The organism is Enterobacter cloacae complex sp. GYL001, assembly GCF_049237125.1.
Classification (GTDB): Bacteria; Pseudomonadota; Gammaproteobacteria; order Enterobacterales; family Enterobacteriaceae; genus Enterobacter; species Enterobacter hormaechei_C.
In genome coordinates this window covers 779,806-796,742 of sequence record NZ_JBMKGW010000001.1, presented here as the reverse complement: position 1 = coordinate 796,742, position 16,937 = coordinate 779,806, and the positions used below count along the sequence as shown (strand labels likewise).

At 54.4% G+C, this 16,937-nt stretch carries 19 protein-coding genes, 2 tRNA genes and 1 pseudogene; 11 read left to right on the top strand and 11 right to left on the bottom strand.

Going from position 1 to position 16,937, the window contains the following annotated elements:
• The first annotated feature begins 40 nt into the window (after positions 1 to 40).
• Together punC and cfa are read left to right on the top strand one after the other, a co-directional pair.
• Positions 41 to 1,240, top strand: a complete 1,200-nt coding sequence (punC, locus tag ACOTWU_RS03855; RefSeq protein WP_047726942.1) for a purine nucleoside transporter PunC — start codon at positions 41 to 43, stop codon at positions 1,238 to 1,240.
• 298 nt (positions 1,241 to 1,538) lie between these two features.
• The gene (cfa, locus tag ACOTWU_RS03850) at positions 1,539 to 2,687 is read left to right on the top strand and encodes a cyclopropane fatty acyl phospholipid synthase (RefSeq protein WP_017384609.1); all 1,149 of its coding nucleotides are present in this window, start codon (positions 1,539 to 1,541) and stop codon (positions 2,685 to 2,687) included.
• Positions 2,688 to 2,718: 31 nt separating this feature from the next.
• On the opposite strand, the gene ACOTWU_RS03845 is transcribed toward cfa, so the two are convergent.
• On the bottom strand, positions 2,719 to 3,360 hold the full coding sequence (locus ACOTWU_RS03845; RefSeq protein WP_047726940.1) for a riboflavin synthase: 642 nt from the start codon (positions 3,358 to 3,360) through the stop codon (positions 2,719 to 2,721).
• A 225-nt stretch (positions 3,361 to 3,585) separates the two neighbouring features.
• On the opposite strand from ACOTWU_RS03845, the gene mdtK reads away from it, so the two are divergent.
• The 3 genes from mdtK (at position 3,586) to ACOTWU_RS03830 (ending at position 5,270) form a co-directional block, all read left to right on the top strand.
• The gene (gene mdtK, locus ACOTWU_RS03840; protein WP_017384611.1) at positions 3,586 to 4,959 is read left to right on the top strand and encodes an MdtK family multidrug efflux MATE transporter; all 1,374 of its coding nucleotides are present in this window, start codon (positions 3,586 to 3,588) and stop codon (positions 4,957 to 4,959) included.
• A gap of 153 nt (positions 4,960 to 5,112) precedes the next feature.
• Positions 5,113 to 5,189 (top strand) — tRNA-Val (locus ACOTWU_RS03835).
• Between the two features lie 4 nt (positions 5,190 to 5,193).
• A tRNA-Val gene (locus ACOTWU_RS03830) sits at positions 5,194 to 5,270 on the top strand.
• A gap of 179 nt (positions 5,271 to 5,449) precedes the next feature.
• Here the strand turns inward: ACOTWU_RS03830 and ACOTWU_RS03825 are convergent.
• The 4 genes and pseudogenes from ACOTWU_RS03825 to ACOTWU_RS03810 all read right to left on the bottom strand — a co-directional run bounded on the left by ACOTWU_RS03825 (position 5,450) and on the right by ACOTWU_RS03810 (position 7,000).
• Positions 5,450 to 5,920, bottom strand: coding sequence for an Hsp20 family protein (locus ACOTWU_RS03825; protein ID WP_026080712.1), 471 nt, complete (start codon positions 5,918 to 5,920; stop codon positions 5,450 to 5,452).
• 172 nt (positions 5,921 to 6,092) lie between these two features.
• Positions 6,093 to 6,299: pseudogene (gene glgS, locus ACOTWU_RS03820) on the bottom strand (cell surface composition regulator GlgS).
• Between the two features lie 173 nt (positions 6,300 to 6,472).
• Positions 6,473 to 6,595, bottom strand: coding sequence for a hypothetical protein (locus tag ACOTWU_RS03815; protein ID WP_255353781.1), 123 nt, complete (start codon positions 6,593 to 6,595; stop codon positions 6,473 to 6,475).
• Between the two features lie 54 nt (positions 6,596 to 6,649).
• Positions 6,650 to 7,000: a hypothetical protein gene (locus ACOTWU_RS03810; RefSeq protein WP_071887074.1), complete on the bottom strand. Its 351-nt coding sequence runs from the start codon at positions 6,998 to 7,000 to the stop codon at positions 6,650 to 6,652.
• A gap of 344 nt (positions 7,001 to 7,344) precedes the next feature.
• On the opposite strand from ACOTWU_RS03810, the gene ACOTWU_RS03805 reads away from it, so the two are divergent.
• On the top strand, positions 7,345 to 8,940 hold the full coding sequence (locus tag ACOTWU_RS03805; protein WP_040117569.1) for an FAD-NAD(P)-binding protein: 1,596 nt from the start codon (positions 7,345 to 7,347) through the stop codon (positions 8,938 to 8,940).
• Between the two features lie 28 nt (positions 8,941 to 8,968).
• On the opposite strand, the gene ACOTWU_RS03800 is transcribed toward ACOTWU_RS03805, so the two are convergent.
• Together ACOTWU_RS03800 and ACOTWU_RS03795 are read right to left on the bottom strand one after the other, a co-directional pair.
• A complete protein-coding gene (locus tag ACOTWU_RS03800) occupies positions 8,969 to 9,604 on the bottom strand; it encodes a carbonic anhydrase (RefSeq protein WP_015570694.1) in 636 nt (211 codons plus the stop codon).
• Positions 9,605 to 9,676: 72 nt separating this feature from the next.
• The gene (locus ACOTWU_RS03795; protein WP_421625757.1) at positions 9,677 to 10,459 is read right to left on the bottom strand and encodes an MBL fold metallo-hydrolase; all 783 of its coding nucleotides are present in this window, start codon (positions 10,457 to 10,459) and stop codon (positions 9,677 to 9,679) included.
• 125 nt (positions 10,460 to 10,584) lie between these two features.
• On the opposite strand from ACOTWU_RS03795, the gene ACOTWU_RS03790 reads away from it, so the two are divergent.
• The gene (locus tag ACOTWU_RS03790) at positions 10,585 to 10,725 is read left to right on the top strand and encodes a hypothetical protein (protein WP_003857665.1); all 141 of its coding nucleotides are present in this window, start codon (positions 10,585 to 10,587) and stop codon (positions 10,723 to 10,725) included.
• Positions 10,726 to 10,784: 59 nt separating this feature from the next.
• On the opposite strand, the gene ACOTWU_RS03785 is transcribed toward ACOTWU_RS03790, so the two are convergent.
• Entirely contained in the window at positions 10,785 to 12,191 is a 1,407-nt protein-coding gene (locus tag ACOTWU_RS03785) for a DUF1996 domain-containing protein (RefSeq protein ID WP_126498909.1), read from the bottom strand.
• 144 nt (positions 12,192 to 12,335) lie between these two features.
• Complete coding sequence (locus tag ACOTWU_RS03780) at positions 12,336 to 12,503, bottom strand: hypothetical protein (protein ID WP_032653328.1); 168 nt, start codon at positions 12,501 to 12,503, stop codon at positions 12,336 to 12,338.
• 244 nt (positions 12,504 to 12,747) lie between these two features.
• Between ACOTWU_RS03780 and ACOTWU_RS03775 the strand changes: the two genes are divergently transcribed.
• Genes ACOTWU_RS03775 through ACOTWU_RS03760 form a run of 4 tightly spaced genes read left to right on the top strand, consistent with a single transcriptional unit; the run spans position 12,748 to position 15,811 of the window.
• Positions 12,748 to 13,578: an ABC transporter substrate-binding protein gene (locus tag ACOTWU_RS03775; RefSeq protein WP_044488997.1), complete on the top strand. Its 831-nt coding sequence runs from the start codon at positions 12,748 to 12,750 to the stop codon at positions 13,576 to 13,578.
• A gap of 1 nt (position 13,579) precedes the next feature.
• A complete protein-coding gene (locus ACOTWU_RS03770) occupies positions 13,580 to 14,395 on the top strand; it encodes an amino acid ABC transporter ATP-binding protein (protein WP_032103702.1) in 816 nt (271 codons plus the stop codon).
• Positions 14,395 to 15,141 (top strand): amino acid ABC transporter permease, encoded by a 747-nt coding sequence (locus ACOTWU_RS03765; RefSeq protein WP_023303553.1) that lies wholly within the window; start codon positions 14,395 to 14,397, stop codon positions 15,139 to 15,141. Before ACOTWU_RS03770 ends, ACOTWU_RS03765 begins: the two co-directional genes overlap by 1 nt.
• Positions 15,125 to 15,811 (top strand): amino acid ABC transporter permease, encoded by a 687-nt coding sequence (locus ACOTWU_RS03760; protein WP_015570700.1) that lies wholly within the window; start codon positions 15,125 to 15,127, stop codon positions 15,809 to 15,811. Before ACOTWU_RS03765 ends, ACOTWU_RS03760 begins: the two co-directional genes overlap by 17 nt.
• Here the strand turns inward: ACOTWU_RS03760 and fumD are convergent.
• Positions 15,792 to 16,001, bottom strand: a complete 210-nt coding sequence (fumD, locus tag ACOTWU_RS03755) for a fumarate hydratase FumD (RefSeq protein WP_003857676.1) — start codon at positions 15,999 to 16,001, stop codon at positions 15,792 to 15,794. The genes ACOTWU_RS03760 and fumD overlap by 20 nt on opposite strands.
• A 108-nt stretch (positions 16,002 to 16,109) precedes the next feature.
• Positions 16,110 to 16,922: a MetQ/NlpA family ABC transporter substrate-binding protein gene (locus ACOTWU_RS03750; RefSeq protein WP_003857677.1), complete on the bottom strand. Its 813-nt coding sequence runs from the start codon at positions 16,920 to 16,922 to the stop codon at positions 16,110 to 16,112.
• Between the last annotated feature and the right edge of the window lie 15 nt (positions 16,923 to 16,937).

Sequence of the window (16,937 nt, the reverse complement as noted above, 5' to 3'; positions counted from 1 at the left end):
CTCTGCGCCAACGTACACCTGCCTCCTCAGGAGAAAAAAAGTGCAACCCAGGAAAGGATTTTTAGTCTGGCTCGGCGGCTTAAGCGTGCTGGGCTTTTTGGCAACCGATATGTATCTGCCCGCGTTCGCCGCGATGCAGGAAGATTTGCAAACCCCTGCCGCCGCCATCAGCGCCAGTTTAAGTTTGTTCCTCGCTGGCTTTGCTTTTGCGCAATTGCTGTGGGGGCCGCTCTCGGATCGTTTCGGCCGTAAGCCCGTCCTGTTGTTGGGTCTGGCGATTTTTGCCGTAGGCTGTCTGGGCATGCTGTGGGTCCGCGATGCCGCCTGGCTGCTGGCGCTGCGCTTTATTCAGGCGGTCGGCGTCTGCGCCGCAGCGGTGACCTGGCAGGCGCTGGTGACCGATTACTACCCCGCCTCGCGCACTAACCGCATATTCGCCACTATTATGCCGCTGGTCGGCCTGTCGCCGGCGCTTGCCCCGTTACTGGGCAGCTGGATCCTCGCGCATTTCGACTGGCAGGCTATTTTCGCCACGCTCTTTGCTATTACGCTGGTCCTGATGCTGCCTGCTTTCGGGCTTAAACCTGCGCATAAAAAAGAGACGCATCCGGACGCAAAGCCCATCACCTTTACCTCTTTACTGCGGTCGAAAGCCTATCGCGGTAACGTGCTGATTTATGCTGCCTGCTCTGCCAGCTTCTTTGCCTGGCTGACCGGTTCGCCGTTCATTCTGCATGACATGGGCTACAGCCCGGCGGCTATCGGCCTGAGCTATGTACCACAGACCATCGCCTTCCTGGTGGGTGGCTATGGCTGTCGCGCCGCGCTGCAAAAATGGGAAGGCCAACAGATGCTGCCCTGGCTGCTGGTTTTGTATGCGCTAAGCGTGATTGCGACCTGGGCTGTCGGCTTTATTCCCGGCGCCGGGCTTGCAGAAATTTTGATTCCGTTCTGCGTCATGGCGATCGCTAACGGGGCCATCTACCCTATTGTTGTAGCCCAGGCGTTGCGTCCATTTCCGCAGGCGACAGGCCGCGCTGCCGCGCTGCAAAATACCCTGCAACTTGGCCTGTGCTTCCTGGCAAGTCTCGTGGTCTCTGCGTTGATTGCAACCCCGCTGCTCACCACTACCAGCGTGATGCTGGTCACCGTTGCGCTGGCGGGTTTGGGCTATCGCATGCAGTCCTCAGCCCATCGCGAGCAGAGTGAAAACGCGCATACAGAAACGTCGCACGCCTGATTGCGCGGGAAACTATGTTAAATACCAGTGATTAGGTTGCTAACAATTTTCTGTTGAATCACCAAATTTTGCGGCCTATACTAAATTTGGTTCGATTAAATACGATAAATATTAAGTGTTAACGGGAGCCGGAGCGCTCCCGTTTTACCATTGAAGGCATTTCGGCAAGGGTTATCTCCCTTCCTCTGTTCTACGTCGGATATTAGCCTCGCGGGCATTTACCGTGAGATTTCTCACAAACCAAAAAAGCGTCTACGCTGTTTTAAGGTTCTGATCACAGCAAGGTGATGGAGAAGCTATGAGTTCATCGTGTATAGAAGAAGTCAGCGTTCCGGACGATAACTGGTCCCGGATCGTCAGTGAACTGTTGGGACGTGCGGGCATTACGATTAATGGCTCATCCCCCTCCGATCCCCAGATAAAGCATCCCGATTTTTTCAAACGCGTGTTACAGGAGGGGTCGTTAGGGCTGGGTGAAAGCTATATGGACGGCTGGTGGGAGTGTGAGCGGCTGGATATGTTCTTCTCCAGCGTATTACGCGCCGGTCTTGAAAAACAGCTCCCTCGTCATTTCAAAGATACCTTACGCATTGCCTCCGCCCGCCTGTTCAATCTGCAAAGTAAAAAACGGGCGTGGATCGTCGGTAAAGAGCATTACGACCTGGGCAACGATCTGTTCAGCCGTATGCTCGATCCTTTAATGCAGTACTCCTGCGGATACTGGAAAAAAGCGACGACCCTGGAAGAGGCGCAGCAGGACAAGCTGCAACTGATCTGCGATAAATTGCAGTTACAGCCCGGTATGCGTGTGCTGGACATCGGCTGTGGCTGGGGTGGTCTTGCCTGGTTTATGGCGAAAAATTACGGCGTCAGCGTAGTCGGCGTCACGATTTCCGCTGAACAGCAGAAGATGGCGCAGGAACGCTGTCTGGGTCTGGATGTTGATATTCGGCTTCAGGACTACCGCGACCTGAACGAGCAGTTCGATCGCATTGTTTCCGTAGGTATGTTCGAGCACGTGGGGCCGAAGAACTACAAGACTTACTTCGAGGTCGCCGATCGTAACCTGAAGCCTGAGGGAATTTTCCTGCTACACACCATCGGCTCTAAACGCACCGATAACAATGTGGATCCCTGGATCAACAAATATATCTTCCCGAATGGCTGTTTACCCTCTGTTCGCCAGATTGCGAACGCCAGCGAACCGCATTTTATTGTGGAAGACTGGCATAACTTCGGCGCAGATTACGACACCACCCTGATGGCCTGGCATGAACGTTTCCAGGCTGCATGGCCTGAAATCGCCGACAACTATTCGGAACGATTCAAACGGATGTTTAGCTATTATCTGAATGCCTGTGCGGGCGCGTTCCGTGCGCGGGATATACAGCTTTGGCAGGTGGTGTTTAGTCGTGGGATTGAGCACGGTTTGCGTGTGGCTCGCTGAAAAAATAACCCCGGTTAACCGGGGTTATTTTTTATTCTTCTTCCATGGTTTTAATTATCGCCGCCTCTTTCGCCGCCAGTACGCGCTCAACGGTATCCACGACCGCCTGGGTCTGGGGATCAATTTCGATATTTACGCGCTGCCCTAGTTTTTTTGCGCCAAGCGTAGTACGTTGCAGCGTTTCAGGAATTAAATGCACGCAAAAACGCGTTGGCGTCACTTCACCGACGGTCAGACTAATCCCATCGATGCCAATAAATCCTTTATAAAGGATGTATTTCATTAATGACGGATCCTGCACCTTAAACCAGATTTGACGGTTATTTTCCGAGGTCACGATTTTCGCCACTTCTGCGGTGGTCATAATATGGCCCGACATCAGATGCCCGCCAATCTCATCGCTGAATTTCGCCGCGCGTTCCACGTTGACGATATCTCCCACCACCAGCTCACCCAGGTTAGTGATACGCAGCGTCTCTTTCATTAAATCAAAGCTAATCTGGTTATCGTTAATTTCGGTCACCGTCAGGCAGCAGCCGTTATGCGCTATCGACGCCCCGGTTTCAATGCCGTCGAGCATATATTCAGGCAGCTCAACTACGTGAGTGCGGAAATTCGGTTTTTCATCAATGGACACCACTTTGGCAGTGCCCTGCACAATACCAGTAAACATGCTTACAGCTCCTGTTCATTCCGAACGGCGATGACACCGTATAATCCCACCACAATAACAGTTGAAAAAACAGGTTGCCAGTGATGCGCAATTTCTGGCGATTTTTTCACTAGATAATTAGTTAAACCCCGCTACAATAGCTGGCATCCCTCTGTTTTTTCTTCTTGCTGCCAGTAACGGCGGCCTTTTTAGTCTCTCAAATAACTACAATACAAAGGTGTTCACGTGCAGAAGTATATGATCGAAGCGCGTCAGTTATTGGCACTGGCCATACCGGTGATCGTCGCGCAGGTAGCCCAAACCGCAATGGGATTTGTGGATACGGTAATGGCCGGTGGTTACAGCGCCACCGATATGGCCGCCGTGGCGATCGGAACCTCAATCTGGCTTCCGGCCATTCTTTTTGGTCACGGCCTGCTGCTGGCGCTGACGCCCGTTATCGCGCAGCTTAACGGCTCCGGTCGACGCGACCGCGTGGCCCATCAGGTGCGCCAGGGCTTCTGGCTGGCCGGGGGTGTCTCCGTCCTGATTATGATCGTCCTGTGGAACGCCGGGTATATTATTCGCGCCATGCATAATATCGACCCGGCGCTGGCGGATAAGGCGGTCGGTTATCTGCGCGCCCTGCTCTGGGGCGCGCCCGGCTATCTGTTCTTCCAGGTGGCACGTAACCAGTGTGAAGGGCTGGCAAAAACCAAGCCGGGCATGGTGATGGGCTTTATCGGCTTGCTGGTGAACATTCCCGTGAACTATATCTTCATTTACGGTCATTTTGGCATGCCGGAACTCGGCGGCGTGGGCTGCGGCGTGGCAACGGCTGCGGTGTACTGGGTGATGTTCGGCTGTATGCTCACCTACATTAAACATGCGCGATCCATGCGTGACATTCGTAACGACACCTCGTTCAGCGCACCTGACTGGACGCTCATGACCCGTCTCATTCAGCTGGGGTTACCCATTGCGCTGGCGCTGTTCTTCGAAGTGACGCTGTTTGCCGTCGTCGCCCTGCTGGTCTCGCCGTTAGGGATTATTGATGTCGCAGGACACCAGATCGCCCTGAACTTCAGCTCTTTGATGTTCGTCCTGCCGATGTCCCTGGCTGCCGCGGTGACGATTCGCGTGGGCTTCCGTCTGGGGCAAGGCTCGACGCTGGACGCGCAAACGGCAGCCCGCACCGGCCTCGGCGTCGGCGTCTGCATGGCAGTCTGTACCGCGCTCTTTACCGTGCTGTTGCGTGAGCAAATTGCCCTGCTCTATAACGACAACCCGGAGGTAGTGACCCTGGCCTCGCATCTGATGCTGCTGGCGGCCATTTATCAGATCTCTGACTCCATCCAGGTGATTGGCAGCGGCGTGCTGCGTGGGTATAAAGATACGCGTTCCATCTTCTTCATCACCTTTATCGCTTACTGGGTGCTGGGTCTGCCGTGCGGGTACATTCTGGCGCTCACGGATCTGGTGGTGGATCGCATGGGGCCAGCCGGATTCTGGATGGGCTTTATCATCGGCTTAACGTCTGCGGCCATTATGATGATGCTGCGTATGCGCTTCCTGCAACGTCAGCCGTCTGCGGTAATTTTGCAGCGCGCTGCACGTTAATGACACAGTAGCCGCCGGCTGGCGGCTACTTTCTCTTCACTTTGCGCGGTAATGAAGCAATCGCGTGAAATCAGAGAGAAAAATGCATTTTCCCTCTTGCCACCTTGGGGCTGTGCCGCTAATATTCGTCCCCGTTGTCACCGACAACACAATGCGTTCATAGCTCAGTTGGTTAGAGCACCACCTTGACATGGTGGGGGTCGTTGGTTCGAGTCCAATTGAACGCACCATTTTGCGTCTGTAGCTCAGTTGGTTAGAGCACCACCTTGACATGGTGGGGGTCGATGGTTCGAGTCCATTCAGACGCACCAATCTGTTTTCTCGCACATTTCATTCCCGTTCAGCCTCATGCAGAGGCAGCAAACCTTTTAAGCACATCGAAAGTGACCTCCAGCCCGCGCGTGCAGCGAAAGAGCGGAATGGCATAAGCCCCATCAGGTTAGCAAAACGCCCGGCGTTTGCCGGGCGTGAAAACAACGTCAATCAATGATTACGGCTTATGTTCAATCGCCGGGTTGTTGTTGATGGCGATGCGCTGCGGTTTCTCTTCTTCCGGGATATCCTGGTGTAATTCAATCGCCAGCAAGCCGTTTTCCAGCGAAGCGCCGGTTACTTTCACATGCTCCGGCAGACTATAGCTGGCCCGGAAGTCGCTGCGGCTGATACCCCGATGGATCCACCCTTCTTCGCCGTTTTCGGTTTTCTCTTCTTCACGTTTACCGCTGATATTCAGCTGACCGCCAACGGTTTCAATTTCCAGTTCGCTCTCTTTCCAGCCCGGCACGCTGAGCGTCAGTTCATAGCGGTTATCACCCACCCGCCGGATATTGTAAGAAGGCGTGGAGGGCAACGGCGTACTGCCGGTTAGCTGGCTAAAAAGGCGATCGATACGGTTAAAACGGTCCGCAAACAGAGAGTCGGAGAGATCGTTCAACATGGGAAAAGCTCTCAGAGTCATCATGTACCTCCTGAACAGTAAAAAAGAATATTCAAAAAGTTCATGTCTTACGGGCAGATATTCCTTACCCGCTTTCTATATGAGGTTACCGCACAATATTTCAACCTCAGGAGCCTGCAAAATGTAGCTGGAACCTAAAAAAAGCAACGGGCCGTTAAGCCCGTTGTTCGTTACTTCATCGCAATTCTATCACTCTCGCCCGCTCAGCCTGCTTTCGGTAGTGATCATATCGCTCCCGGAACCATGCCTACTGTTCATTACTCATATTGCCGGTCACGGCATCGATATCAACTGGCTGACCCAGGACGTACATACGGGCAAAACTGCGTGCCAGAAAATCAAAATTCTTTAATGCGTTTATATCTTGTCGCTTCATTAGCATATCCCTCCAGTCATTGTGATTACTGTTCAAGGTCATATGCTTTTCTGATCTCAGTATCCGCCTGAAAAAGATCGTTTTTTGAGCGATGCGTGCGCATCCATCTGCCAGTGTTCACATTTCAGGAACGACAAAACTCTTCAGCCCTGGTCATGATTTTCCCTCCCTTTTATCACTCATGCAGAAAGCATAAACGCCAGCCATGCAGTAAGTTCGCCATGTAGCCGGAAGGTGCGAACGGCATGCTTTAATGCCAGACGCTGTAACAGGTCGCCCAGCGCGTTCAGGTGGGTTTCCACCTGCAAGCGTCTTATCAGTTCGAATAACAGACAAAGAACGTTTACACTGGCGGATTAATACTGATTTCCTGAACAAACGGGTAAATGGGTGAATCCGGGCTTGTTGGCCATATAGAGAAGGGCGCATGTAGGTTGCCGCGGTTGTGTATCGAACTGCGCATTGTTTTCTCCAACACGCTGCTCCTGGCCTTTCACGGCTGTTTTCTTTTTCGTCTGCGCTTGCCTGGCGGAGGGGGAGGGTTTTACCTGCCGGGGCAGTTCGGAGGCACCATAACATGAACAGAATCGCTTCGACTGGCTCAGACTTCCGTCATTGCAGACAAAACGACCATCCGATGTACAGTGTGCTATGCCATCTTTTGAGCCCGAGCAGGGCTGTCTTCCACGGGCGGCATCAGCCTGCATGTTAAAAAGTACACTGACCGTAAGATGGAGAATTCTCCTGATAAAATCAGCTGGTTCTCCTCACTGACGCTGTGCAGGTCAAGCCCGCCGGCGAAGTTACCGTACTTTTTAACCCCCATCACATACAGATAATCGTTAAACCTGGGACCAAACAGTCTTTCCTTTCAGAAATCAGGCAGAATCATATCTAATCAGCCAGGGTCAATTGAATTGACCTTCCCATAAGTTCAGGAAGGGGCGCAACATCCCCTCTTCAAAACGTCTTAATTTTTTCCTTCATTGAATGATTTAACCTTTCTCCTGCTACGCTTATTTTATGGTTCAGAAATGCAGGAACGCTTTCGATGAAAAAAATCGCCATTATCGGCTCAGGTCCAACAGGGATTTATACCTTTTACTCACTTCTTAACAACGCAGCACCGCTTTCGATCACCGTGTTCGAAAAGGCAGACCAACCCGGTGTCGGGATGCCCTACAGCGACGAGGATAATTCCCGGCTGATGCTGGCGAACATCGCCAGTATCGAAATTCCGCCCATTTTTATTACCTATCTCGACTGGCTCAAACAGCAGAGTGCGGCCCATCTTGCCCGCTATAACGTCGACAGTGAGAAACTGCACGACCGGCAATTCCTGCCGCGTATTCTGTTGGGTGAATATTTTCACGATCGGTTTCTTGCCGTCGTTGCTGAGGCGAAAAAGTCGGGCTTTCATGTCGAGGTGCACCCCAACGCAGAAGTCACGGATATTAAGGCTGATGCAGACGGCGTGGCCCTTTCAGTGAACGATGCCCCTTTCTCAAGGCGGTTTGATCTTGCGGTTGTTGCCACCGGCCACGTCTGGCCTGATGAAGATGAAACCACCCGCGCATATTTCCCAAGCCCATGGTCAGGGCTGATGGACGCGGAGGTCCGAGCCTGTGAGGTGGGGATCATGGGTACCTCCCTCAGCGGGCTGGACGCTGCAATGGCGGTTGTGATGCAGCATGGCCGGTTTAGCGGGGAGCAGTTCGTTGTCAATAAAGGCAGCGAAGGGTTAAATATCACCCTGATGTCCCGCACGGGCGTTCTGCCGGAGGCCGACTTCTACTGCCCTATCCCTTATGAACCGCTGTCCGTGTTAACGGAGTCTGTGGCGGAGAGCGAAATCGCCAAAGGCCCGGACGGGCTGCTTGACCGCATCTTTGCGCTGATGGTGAAAGAGCTCGAGCTGGCCGATCCGCGCTGGTGCCAGGCGATATCGCTCGGTACGCTGAATGCCGACACGCTTCGTGATGTCTGGTTTGAGGATCGTAAAAAGCATGGCCCTTTCACCTGGGCCGAAGCGAATCTGAAAGAAGTGGAGCGCAACAAGCGCGAAAAACGCACCGTTGCCTGGCGCTATACCGTGCTTCGTCTGCATGAAGTGGTTCAGGCCATCGTCCCTTCACTCAGTGAGCATGACAGAGAGCGGTTTAAATCCGGGCTGGAGCGTGTGTTTATCGATAATTATGCCGCCATTCCACCGCAGTCTATCCGCCGTTTACTGGCGCTGCGCGAGGCAGGGATCATTAGCGTGGTCGCACTCGGTGATAATTACGACCTGGATATCGGCAGCGATCAGACCGTCATCACCACGGCAGAAAAGCGTTACCGCTTCGACGTGTTTATTGATGCGCGCGGGCAAAAGCCACTCAGAAACAAGGACATTCCCTTCCCCACCCTGCGTAAACAGCTTGCGGAAACCGGCGATGACGTCCCGGACGTGGGGGAAGACTATACGTTGCTGGCGCCTGCATCACTGCGGGGGCGCATCGCTTTTGGGGCGATCCCCTGGCTGATGCACGATCATCCCTTTGTTCAGGGTTTGTCTGAGTGCGCTGAAATTGGTAAAGCGATGGCGAAAGCGGCTGGAAAACCTGCGTCGGGCGTGCGAAGGAAGTTACCATTCATGGAATTTTAACAGAGCTTCCCTGCCCTGCGGGGTCGGGTTACTCGAAGAAGACGTCCGGGTTTTCCGACAGCGACACGAACGATTTAGTGTTCTTGTCCAGGGCAAGGATTTTGCCGCTTTCGATGTCATATACCCAGCCGTGCAGGCGAATGGCGTTGTTGCGCAGGCCTACCGCCACCGACGGATGGGTCTTGATATTGCTCAACTGCGCAAAGACGTTCTCCTGCACCATCGCATTCACCTTATCGATTGGCTTATCCCATGTTTTCTTCTCAACCACCGCTTTTGCCGCATCAGAATAGCGCAGCCAGTGGGAAACGGCCGGCATCGGCTCCAGATCGGCGTTGTCAGCAATCGCCTTCATTGCGCCGCAGTTGGAGTGGCCGCAAATAACGATATCGGTCACGCCCAGGGCAACAACAGCATATTCGATGGTCGCAGAGACACCGCCAGGCTCCGGCCCGAACGGAGGCACAATGTTGCCCGCGTTTCGAATGACAAAGAGCTGTCCTGGCTCCTGTTGCGTAACCAGTTCCGGAACCAGACGGCTGTCGGAGCAGGAGATGAACAGCGCTTTGGGATTCTGACTGGACGCTAAACTACGAAAAAGCTCTTTACGTTGCGGGAAAATCTCTTTTTGAAAGCTGAGAAAACCTTCAATGATATGTTGCATAGCCATTTCTCTTTTATCTGTTTTAGTTTAGGTATGATCGCGATCACACTCGTAAAATTTAACCACCGCGCCTTAGCCGAGACAAGCAATATATTTCTGGCCCGACCGCTGCACGATCTCATCCGCGTTCGCCGGGATGTTCTGCCCTTCAAAGGCCCCGTACAGGCGCTGGTACGTTTTCCCTGTCAGTCGACCAATCACCGACTCAACGGTGCGGGCAGGCAGCGGCAGCATATTCGGATAACTCCACATAAACGACACGGCGTCCTTACCGGGCGTAACCTGCAAAATATCACCGGCCAGCAGCACGCCGTCGCCTGACTGCCAGTGCAGCACCGTGCCGCCGGCAAAATGCCCGCCCAGCCGCAGCAGAGTCACCAAAGGCATAATCTCCAGGGCGTCCTCCTCACAGAAGCGTATCGCCGGGCTGTCACGCATCACCCACTGCCGATCGCTGGCGTGCAGGTAGATCGGTGCGTTAAACGCCGCGGCCCACTCCTGCATGGTGGTGTAGTAATGCGGGTGCGAAATCGCGATCGCGCTGATTCCCCCGAGCGCGTCAACTAACGCTCTGGTCGCGGGGTCAAGATTGGCGATGCAGTCCCACAGAACATTGCCCTGTGGCGTACGCAGCAGGAGCGCCCGCTGGTTGATGGCAAAAGCGGGAACGGTTTTGATGCTGAACAGCTGCGGCTCCAGCTGTTGCCATTTGTTGGTGTGCGTGGTCGTAAGGCTGTCGAAGTCCGTCCATGCCTGGCCCGTCACCGGGACATACTGGCGCTCATCGTCGCAAATCGGGCAGTTTTTGGGCTGTTCATCGTAAGCGGTACCGCAGGTTTTACAGAGTGTAATCATCGGCTTTCCTCAGCAATAAAGCACTGAGTATGGCAGGGATTATCCATATGTGCTGAGGGGTGCCTGGCCCGCTTTTTTTGACTTATACTGTGCGAGTATCAAAAACTGAATAACGCAGGTGGCACATGGAAATTGATCTCGATAACTTAGTCTTTAACGGGCTGGATGAAGCAGAAGAGCGCAACGCGGAACGTCTCGACGATGCGGATAAAAAAGCCCAGGCGATTGTCGCCGATGACGACTGCGGCGATGCCTGCAAGATCTGAAGAAAAAGCACCGGGCTCCCCGGTGCTTTTTTTTTATGAATGCCTTTTGCTACCCGCTATCAGATCTCCGGCGTTTTGCTAAACCCGGTCAGCATCAGGATCAGGCTTTGGGTAGATGACCCCGTCTCAAACTGATAGTGATTTCCCTGACGATCGCCGCCGATATACCACGAAATGTCGGTTTTCCCTTCTGCCAGCGCCTTGCGCACCGCTTTATCCACGTCCACCATCCGGTATTCGCGGGAGTAGTTCAGGTACAGCACCGCATCCGAGCGATAGTTGCAGGACGGTCGTGACTGCCAGCTCACGGTGGCCGGTTCCCAGTCGTTACTCGCCGGATAGAAGAAGATTTGATCCGCGCCGTCAGTTTCCACTTTCCCGCCATAAATTCTCACGCGGTATTTAAACTGGGCAGGATCCTGTCCGACAGGCAGCGGAGGGATGTTGAACTTCACCAGCGACAATGTTTCGCTGTTTTTCGTGCGTCCACCGTTCTTCCAGTTATCCTGCACCAGTAAGACCTGGGGATCGGGCTGTGAAAGTGCCGGTTCCATGCTGCTGAGCCAGACGTTAGCCTTCGCTTTTGAATAACCATACGGCACGGCGGTGCCGCAATCCATTCCCCGGTTCATGCACAGGTCGGTCATAAATCGCGCGGCATCTTCCGTCCAGCCGTTCATGAAGTCAGCATGCGCCGTATACAGGCTCCCCCACCGCTCTTCACGCTCACTGCCATGCATGATGGGGTCGAGGGAAAGCTGGACTTTGCTGGTATCCAGAGAGCTAATTGTCGGAAGCACGTACGCAATATTCATGTTCACCGTCGGGATCTTCACCGGGAAGGCGGACGGACACTGTCCTTTCGTATCGTAGGTGGCGTTAGCCAGGCCGTGGGCGGGCTTCAGGTTGACCCCGTCCCAGCAGTTCGGGAACTGAATGCCGATATTAAACTGCACGGCATCCTTCGCCTTGCGTAAGCCGCAGACTTCACCCGTTCTGGTGGTGTAGCCCTTGCCATTGGCGCATAAAAAGGTGATATGCGTATTTGGCGCGGTGCCATGATGATCGCCCGCCAGCAGCGACAGCCCCGGCGGAAACGAATGAAGCGGCCAGGCGTCAACGTTCGATGCCTGATAATAGGTTTTTTGATAGGCGGGTTTGACCACCGTTCCGTCCGGCAATTTTAGCGACGGAGCCCAGTAGGCCGAGCTGTCTGCTTTGTTATCGCAGGTAGTCTTTTCCTGGGTACGCAGAGATTCACGGCTGGAGTAAGCATCCGCGTGCACGTTACCAAAAAAATCGTGCAGCATAGCCTCATTGGGCATGCCGAACATCATAATGGCATCATCGCCGAGGGTGTGGGAATAACTGCATACAACATGCGCCTGTGGACCAGCGTGTACCGCCTGCATGGTAAGCAGAAGTGCGGAGGCAGAAAGCGCGGGGGTTAATACTGTCCGTTTCATTATTATCTCCATCTGTGAAAGGAGATAGTGGTAACAAAACGGCCATCATTTACCGAGGATTAGCCTGGGTATTTTTCCCTTCATCCTCGCTTTACAGACACCACGCACAGCTCATTCCAGTACATTTCGCGCGTCCGGCGCAGTTCAGCGTGACGTTTTATCATGGAACCACTCCGGGTCGATGTTGGCTACGTCCACGCCATACAGGCTGGCGACAGGCAGTATTGACTCAAGAACACGTTGCGCGCTGTTCTCCGCATTCACTGGTCGGGGCGCAAAAAACCGCCGTAACGTGCTTATCCATTTTTTCATCGTCATTACCCTTCTCGCTTAACCTGTCCTCAGTTAAACACCCAAATTGCGCCCGGGGAAATATCAAAATCCACTGTCGATGTGCAGGATCTGCAAATAGCGCCCCGCCGTCTGCTCTCTTCTTTAACACCTTGTTCACTCATGCTTTTTTTCTCATAGCAAAGAACGATTTCTTATTTGGCGATAGCTTTCCCTTATGGGAGCGTAACGGGGTAAAACAAAAACAACGGGATGGCGTATGACTATGGCTGCAAAAATGAAAGGGTTTAAAAAACGGGCGCAGGTTCTGGGATTAGTGGCAGCCTGGGGCCTGGTTTCAGCGCAGGCGCAGGCCGATCGGCTGGCGGATATCAAGGCAGCAGGCGTGGTGAAAGTGGCCACGTTTGATGCCAATCCACCCTTTGGCTCGATTGATGCCAAAACGCATGAGATCGTGGGTTACGACGTGGACTTCGCCAAAGCGCTGGCGAAATCGCTCGGCGTCAAGCTTGAACTGGTCGCCACTAATCCGGCTAACCGTATACCGCTGCTACAGTCCGGAAAAGCGGATCTCATCGTGGCGGATATCACGATCACTCCGGAACGCGCACAGGTCATTGATTTCTCAACGCCTTACTTTGTCACCGGCCAGCAGTTCCTGGTTCCGGCAAAATCACCGGACAAGCTTGATGACTATAGCCGGGCACGCATTGGCGCCGTAAAAGGTACGACGGGTGAACAGGCGCTGCACCAGCGTTTTCCGCAGTCCCGCGTCCTCTCTTATGATGATATTCCGCTGGCGCTGACGGCACTGCGCAATGGCAACGTGCAGGCCATTACCCAGGACAGCACCATTCTGGCCGGTCTGCTGGCGCAGGCGCCGGATAAAGCCGACTTCAAAATCCTGCCCGACCTGCTCAGTAAAGAAGAGATTGGCGTGGGGGTGAAAAAAGGTGAAACGGCGCTGCTGAAAGCCGTTAACGATGAGCTGGTAACCCTGGAGAAAAACGGCCAGGCGGCAAAAATCTATGACGTCTGGTTCGGTCCAGGCACCCCAGCTCCACAGCCTCGTAACTTTAAAATAGAAGCCCGGTAATATGCTCTCAGGTTTATTTTCACGCTCCGCGGCCAATGCCGCGGATTTTTCACATCTGGAACAGGCCAGCGTTGAGTTTCGCCATGTGGACAAACGCTACGGCGACCATCCGGTTTTAACCGACATTAACCTCACCATCATGCCGGGTGAAGTGGTTGCCATTCTCGGCCCTTCGGGTTCCGGAAAATCGACCCTGATTCGGCTTATCAACCAGCTTGAGAGCCTGAGCGGCGGGGAGATTCTGATCGACCACAAGCCGACCGGACAGCTTTCCGGCAGCAGGCTACGTCAGTTACGCAGCCGCGTCGGGTTTGTGTTCCAGCAGTTCAATCTCTATGCCCACCTTACCGCCAGTCAGAACATTACCCTGGCACTGGAGCACGTTCACGGCTGGAAACCCCTGCCTGCCCAGGAGCGCGCGCTGGCGCTGCTGGAGAAGGTCGGCATGCTGGAGAAGGCGCACCGCTTCCCCGCTGAACTTTCCGGCGGACAGCAGCAGCGCGTGGCGATTGCCCGTGCTCTGGCCTCGTCGCCGCAAATCATTCTCTTTGACGAGCCGACGTCGGCACTCGACCCGGAAATGATTGGCGAAGTGCTGTTTGTGATGAAAACCCTCGCGCACAGCGGGATCACCATGATTGTCGTTACCCATGAGATGCAGTTCGCCCGGGAAATTGCCGATCGAATCGTCTTTATCGACGGCGGAAAAATTCTGGAAACCGCGCCCCCGGCGCAATTTTTCAATCAACCGTCGCATCCCCGTGCGAGGCGTTTCCTGCAAAAAGTGCTGGATCCGCTGCATCAGGAGCAACTGTAATGCCCGCTCTGGACTGGCAGGGGGTGCTGGCCGGACAGCCCCTGCACTGGATCCTCTCCGGATTTCTCACCACTCTGTGGGTGACGCTGGCGGGGATTATGCTGGCCAGCCTGCTCGCCTTGTTCTTTATGCTTTTGCGGCTTTCCGGGGGACGTTTCGGGACATTGATCGTCAGCTGCTGGGTATCGCTGTTTCGCAATACGCCGCTGCTGGTACAGCTGCTGTTCTGGTATTTCGCCGCCTGGAACGGGTTGCCGCAGGGGCTGCGTGACGCGGTGAACGCAGACCACAGCTGGTCCATTTTACCCGGTGACGTCTGGTGGTTTACGCCAGAGTTTTTATGCTCCGCCTGGGGGTTAGGCGTCTTTACCTCGGCGTTTTTAATTGAAGAAGTGGAATCGGGGCTGCGTTCCGTACCTGCCGGGCAACGGGAGGCGGCGCTCGCTCAGGGATTTTCCTCATGGCGTCTGTTTCGCTACATTCTTCTGCCACAGGGGCTCGCTAACGCGTGGCAGCCCGTCGTTGGCCAGTACCTTAACCTGATGAAGCTCTCCTCGCTCGCGAGCGGGATTGGCTTCGCCGAACTGACCTACCAGGTCCGCCAGATAGAAAGTTACAACGCCCATGCACTGGAAGCCTTCACCTTCGGTACGGTGCTCTACTTGCTTACCGGGATGGTGACGGGAAGCGTGCTGGTGCGCCTCGGCCCCCATTCAGGGAGGAAAAATCATGATCCCCGGATTTAACGTTATTGTCGAAAACCTGGATTATCTGCTTTGGGGACGTGCGGCTGCGGGAGAACCCGGCGGCGTACTGCTCTCACTGCTGATGGCCGCAGGCGCCGCCGCGCTTGCCCTGCCCGGCGGGATTGTGCTGGCTTGCGTCGCCTGGCGCTATCCCGGCGTGGTGCGCAGTGCGCTGTTTGCGTGGGCAGAGTTGATTCGCGGGATCCCCCTGATCTTCGTGATATTCTGGATGTGGTATCTGCTGCCGCTGATAACCGGCAGGGATCTCCCGGGCGCGACGACCGTCACGCTGGCGCTGGCCTGGTTTACCGCGGCTGCGGTGATGCATTCGGTGTTAGCCGGACTGAGAGCCCTGCCGTCGGGCCAGAATGAGGCCGCGCTTTCTCAAGGGTTCAGTACGCAGCAAACGCTGTGGCGCGTGCTGCTGCCGCAGGCGCTGAGAAATATTCTGCCGTCGCTGGTGGGGATTTTTATCAGCCTGCTGAAGGATACGTCGCTGGCGTTTATCGTGAACGTTCCTGAACTGACCACGGTGGCGGGACAGATCAACAACCGGGTGCAAATTTACCCGGCGGCCATTTTTATCTTCACGGGTGTGATCTATTACCTGCTCTGCTGCTCGCTTGAGCTGCTCGCGAAGCGCTGGCGAGTTAGCCGGCCAGCGCTTTAACCACCGTTTCCATCGCTTTGGTGGTCAACTCACTGCGCTTAACGCGCTGGTTCGCCAGCGCGGTACGCAGAACGCCCGCAATGACAATATGTTTCGGCTCCTGCCCTAAATCACGCATTTCGAGAACGACCTTGCCTACCACCCGACACATCTCCTGGTAAAGCGCTTCGTCTTTGGTCACATTGCCCATTGCCATCACTCCGTTGCCCTAAACCGTCAGCTTAAATCATTCGTCGGCTGGATACAAAAAAGAAGCCCGGCGTGTAGTTCGCCGGGCTTCGTCTGGAAAATCAGGAGATTAGTTGTTTACCGGGATGACTGCGCCTTTGTATTTGGTGCGGATCCAGTCCTGAATCTCTTTGGAGTGCAGCACGTTCACCAGCGCGACGATATCCTTCTTCTTCTCGTCACCGCGATGAACGGTAATGATGTTGGCGTACGGGTTATTCTCACCGCTTTCAACCGCAATTGGATCGTGCACCGGATCCAGACCGGCATCAATTGCGTAGTTGGCGTTGATCACCACCGCAGCACCTTCGTCGTTGTTGTACATCTGCGGCAGCAGAGATGCCTCAACGTTAGGGGTGAATTGCAGCTTTTTCGGGTTCTCCACGATATCGCTGATGCGCGCGGTCACTTTATCGATGCCTGGCTTCAGCTTGATCACGCCCTCTTTTTCGAAGATGGAGAGAATACGCCCTTCCTCGGAAACCGCATCACGCATGATGATTTTGCCGCCTTCCGGCAGATCCTTCAGCGATTTGTATTTTTTCGAATAGATACCGATCGGCTCAATGTGGATTGCGCCCGCACTGACAAAATCATAATCCTTATCGCCCGCGTGATCTTTCAGGACGCTGTTCAGGTAAGGGATGTGCTGGAAATAGTTGGCGTCAATGTCATGCCCCGCCAGCGCCGTGTTTGGCAGAATGTAGTCCTGGAATGGTTTAATCTCCAGATCGATCCCCTGCTTCGCCAGAATCGGCTTAGCCTGCTCCAGAATTTCCGCGTGCGGGGTGTTGGACGCCCCCACGGTGAGCGTGTCCGCCCAGGAGGCAAAGCTCAGGGCACTCAGGGTTGCGGCGGCGATCAGTGTCAGTGTCTTTTTCATGATGTGGTTCCTGTG

What these genes read in the sequence shown, in the direction of transcription:
- cfa (WP_017384609.1), top strand. Translation starts at nt 1,539, where the DNA reads ATGAGTTCATCGTGTATAGAAGAAGTCAGCGTTCCGGACGATAACTGG.
- ACOTWU_RS03845 (WP_047726940.1), bottom strand. Translation starts at nt 3,360, where the DNA reads ATGTTTACTGGTATTGTGCAGGGCACTGCCAAAGTGGTGTCCATTGAT.
- ACOTWU_RS03825 (WP_026080712.1), bottom strand. Translation starts at nt 5,920, where the DNA reads ATGATGACTCTGAGAGCTTTTCCCATGTTGAACGATCTCTCCGACTCT.
- ACOTWU_RS03810 (WP_071887074.1), bottom strand. Translation starts at nt 7,000, where the DNA reads ATGCAGGCTGATGCCGCCCGTGGAAGACAGCCCTGCTCGGGCTCAAAA.
- ACOTWU_RS03805 (WP_040117569.1), top strand. Translation starts at nt 7,345, where the DNA reads ATGAAAAAAATCGCCATTATCGGCTCAGGTCCAACAGGGATTTATACC.
- ACOTWU_RS03800 (WP_015570694.1), bottom strand. Translation starts at nt 9,604, where the DNA reads ATGCAACATATCATTGAAGGTTTTCTCAGCTTTCAAAAAGAGATTTTC.
- ACOTWU_RS03795 (WP_421625757.1), bottom strand. Translation starts at nt 10,459, where the DNA reads ATGATTACACTCTGTAAAACCTGCGGTACCGCTTACGATGAACAGCCC.
- ACOTWU_RS03790 (WP_003857665.1), top strand. Translation starts at nt 10,585, where the DNA reads ATGGAAATTGATCTCGATAACTTAGTCTTTAACGGGCTGGATGAAGCA.
- ACOTWU_RS03785 (WP_126498909.1), bottom strand. Translation starts at nt 12,191, where the DNA reads ATGAAACGGACAGTATTAACCCCCGCGCTTTCTGCCTCCGCACTTCTG.
- ACOTWU_RS03780 (WP_032653328.1), bottom strand. Translation starts at nt 12,503, where the DNA reads ATGAAAAAATGGATAAGCACGTTACGGCGGTTTTTTGCGCCCCGACCA.
- ACOTWU_RS03775 (WP_044488997.1), top strand. Translation starts at nt 12,748, where the DNA reads ATGGCTGCAAAAATGAAAGGGTTTAAAAAACGGGCGCAGGTTCTGGGA.
- ACOTWU_RS03770 (WP_032103702.1), top strand. Translation starts at nt 13,580, where the DNA reads ATGCTCTCAGGTTTATTTTCACGCTCCGCGGCCAATGCCGCGGATTTT.
- ACOTWU_RS03765 (WP_023303553.1), top strand. Translation starts at nt 14,395, where the DNA reads ATGCCCGCTCTGGACTGGCAGGGGGTGCTGGCCGGACAGCCCCTGCAC.
- ACOTWU_RS03760 (WP_015570700.1), top strand. Translation starts at nt 15,125, where the DNA reads ATGATCCCCGGATTTAACGTTATTGTCGAAAACCTGGATTATCTGCTT.
- fumD (WP_003857676.1), bottom strand. Translation starts at nt 16,001, where the DNA reads ATGGGCAATGTGACCAAAGACGAAGCGCTTTACCAGGAGATGTGTCGG.
- ACOTWU_RS03750 (WP_003857677.1), bottom strand. Translation starts at nt 16,922, where the DNA reads ATGAAAAAGACACTGACACTGATCGCCGCCGCAACCCTGAGTGCCCTG.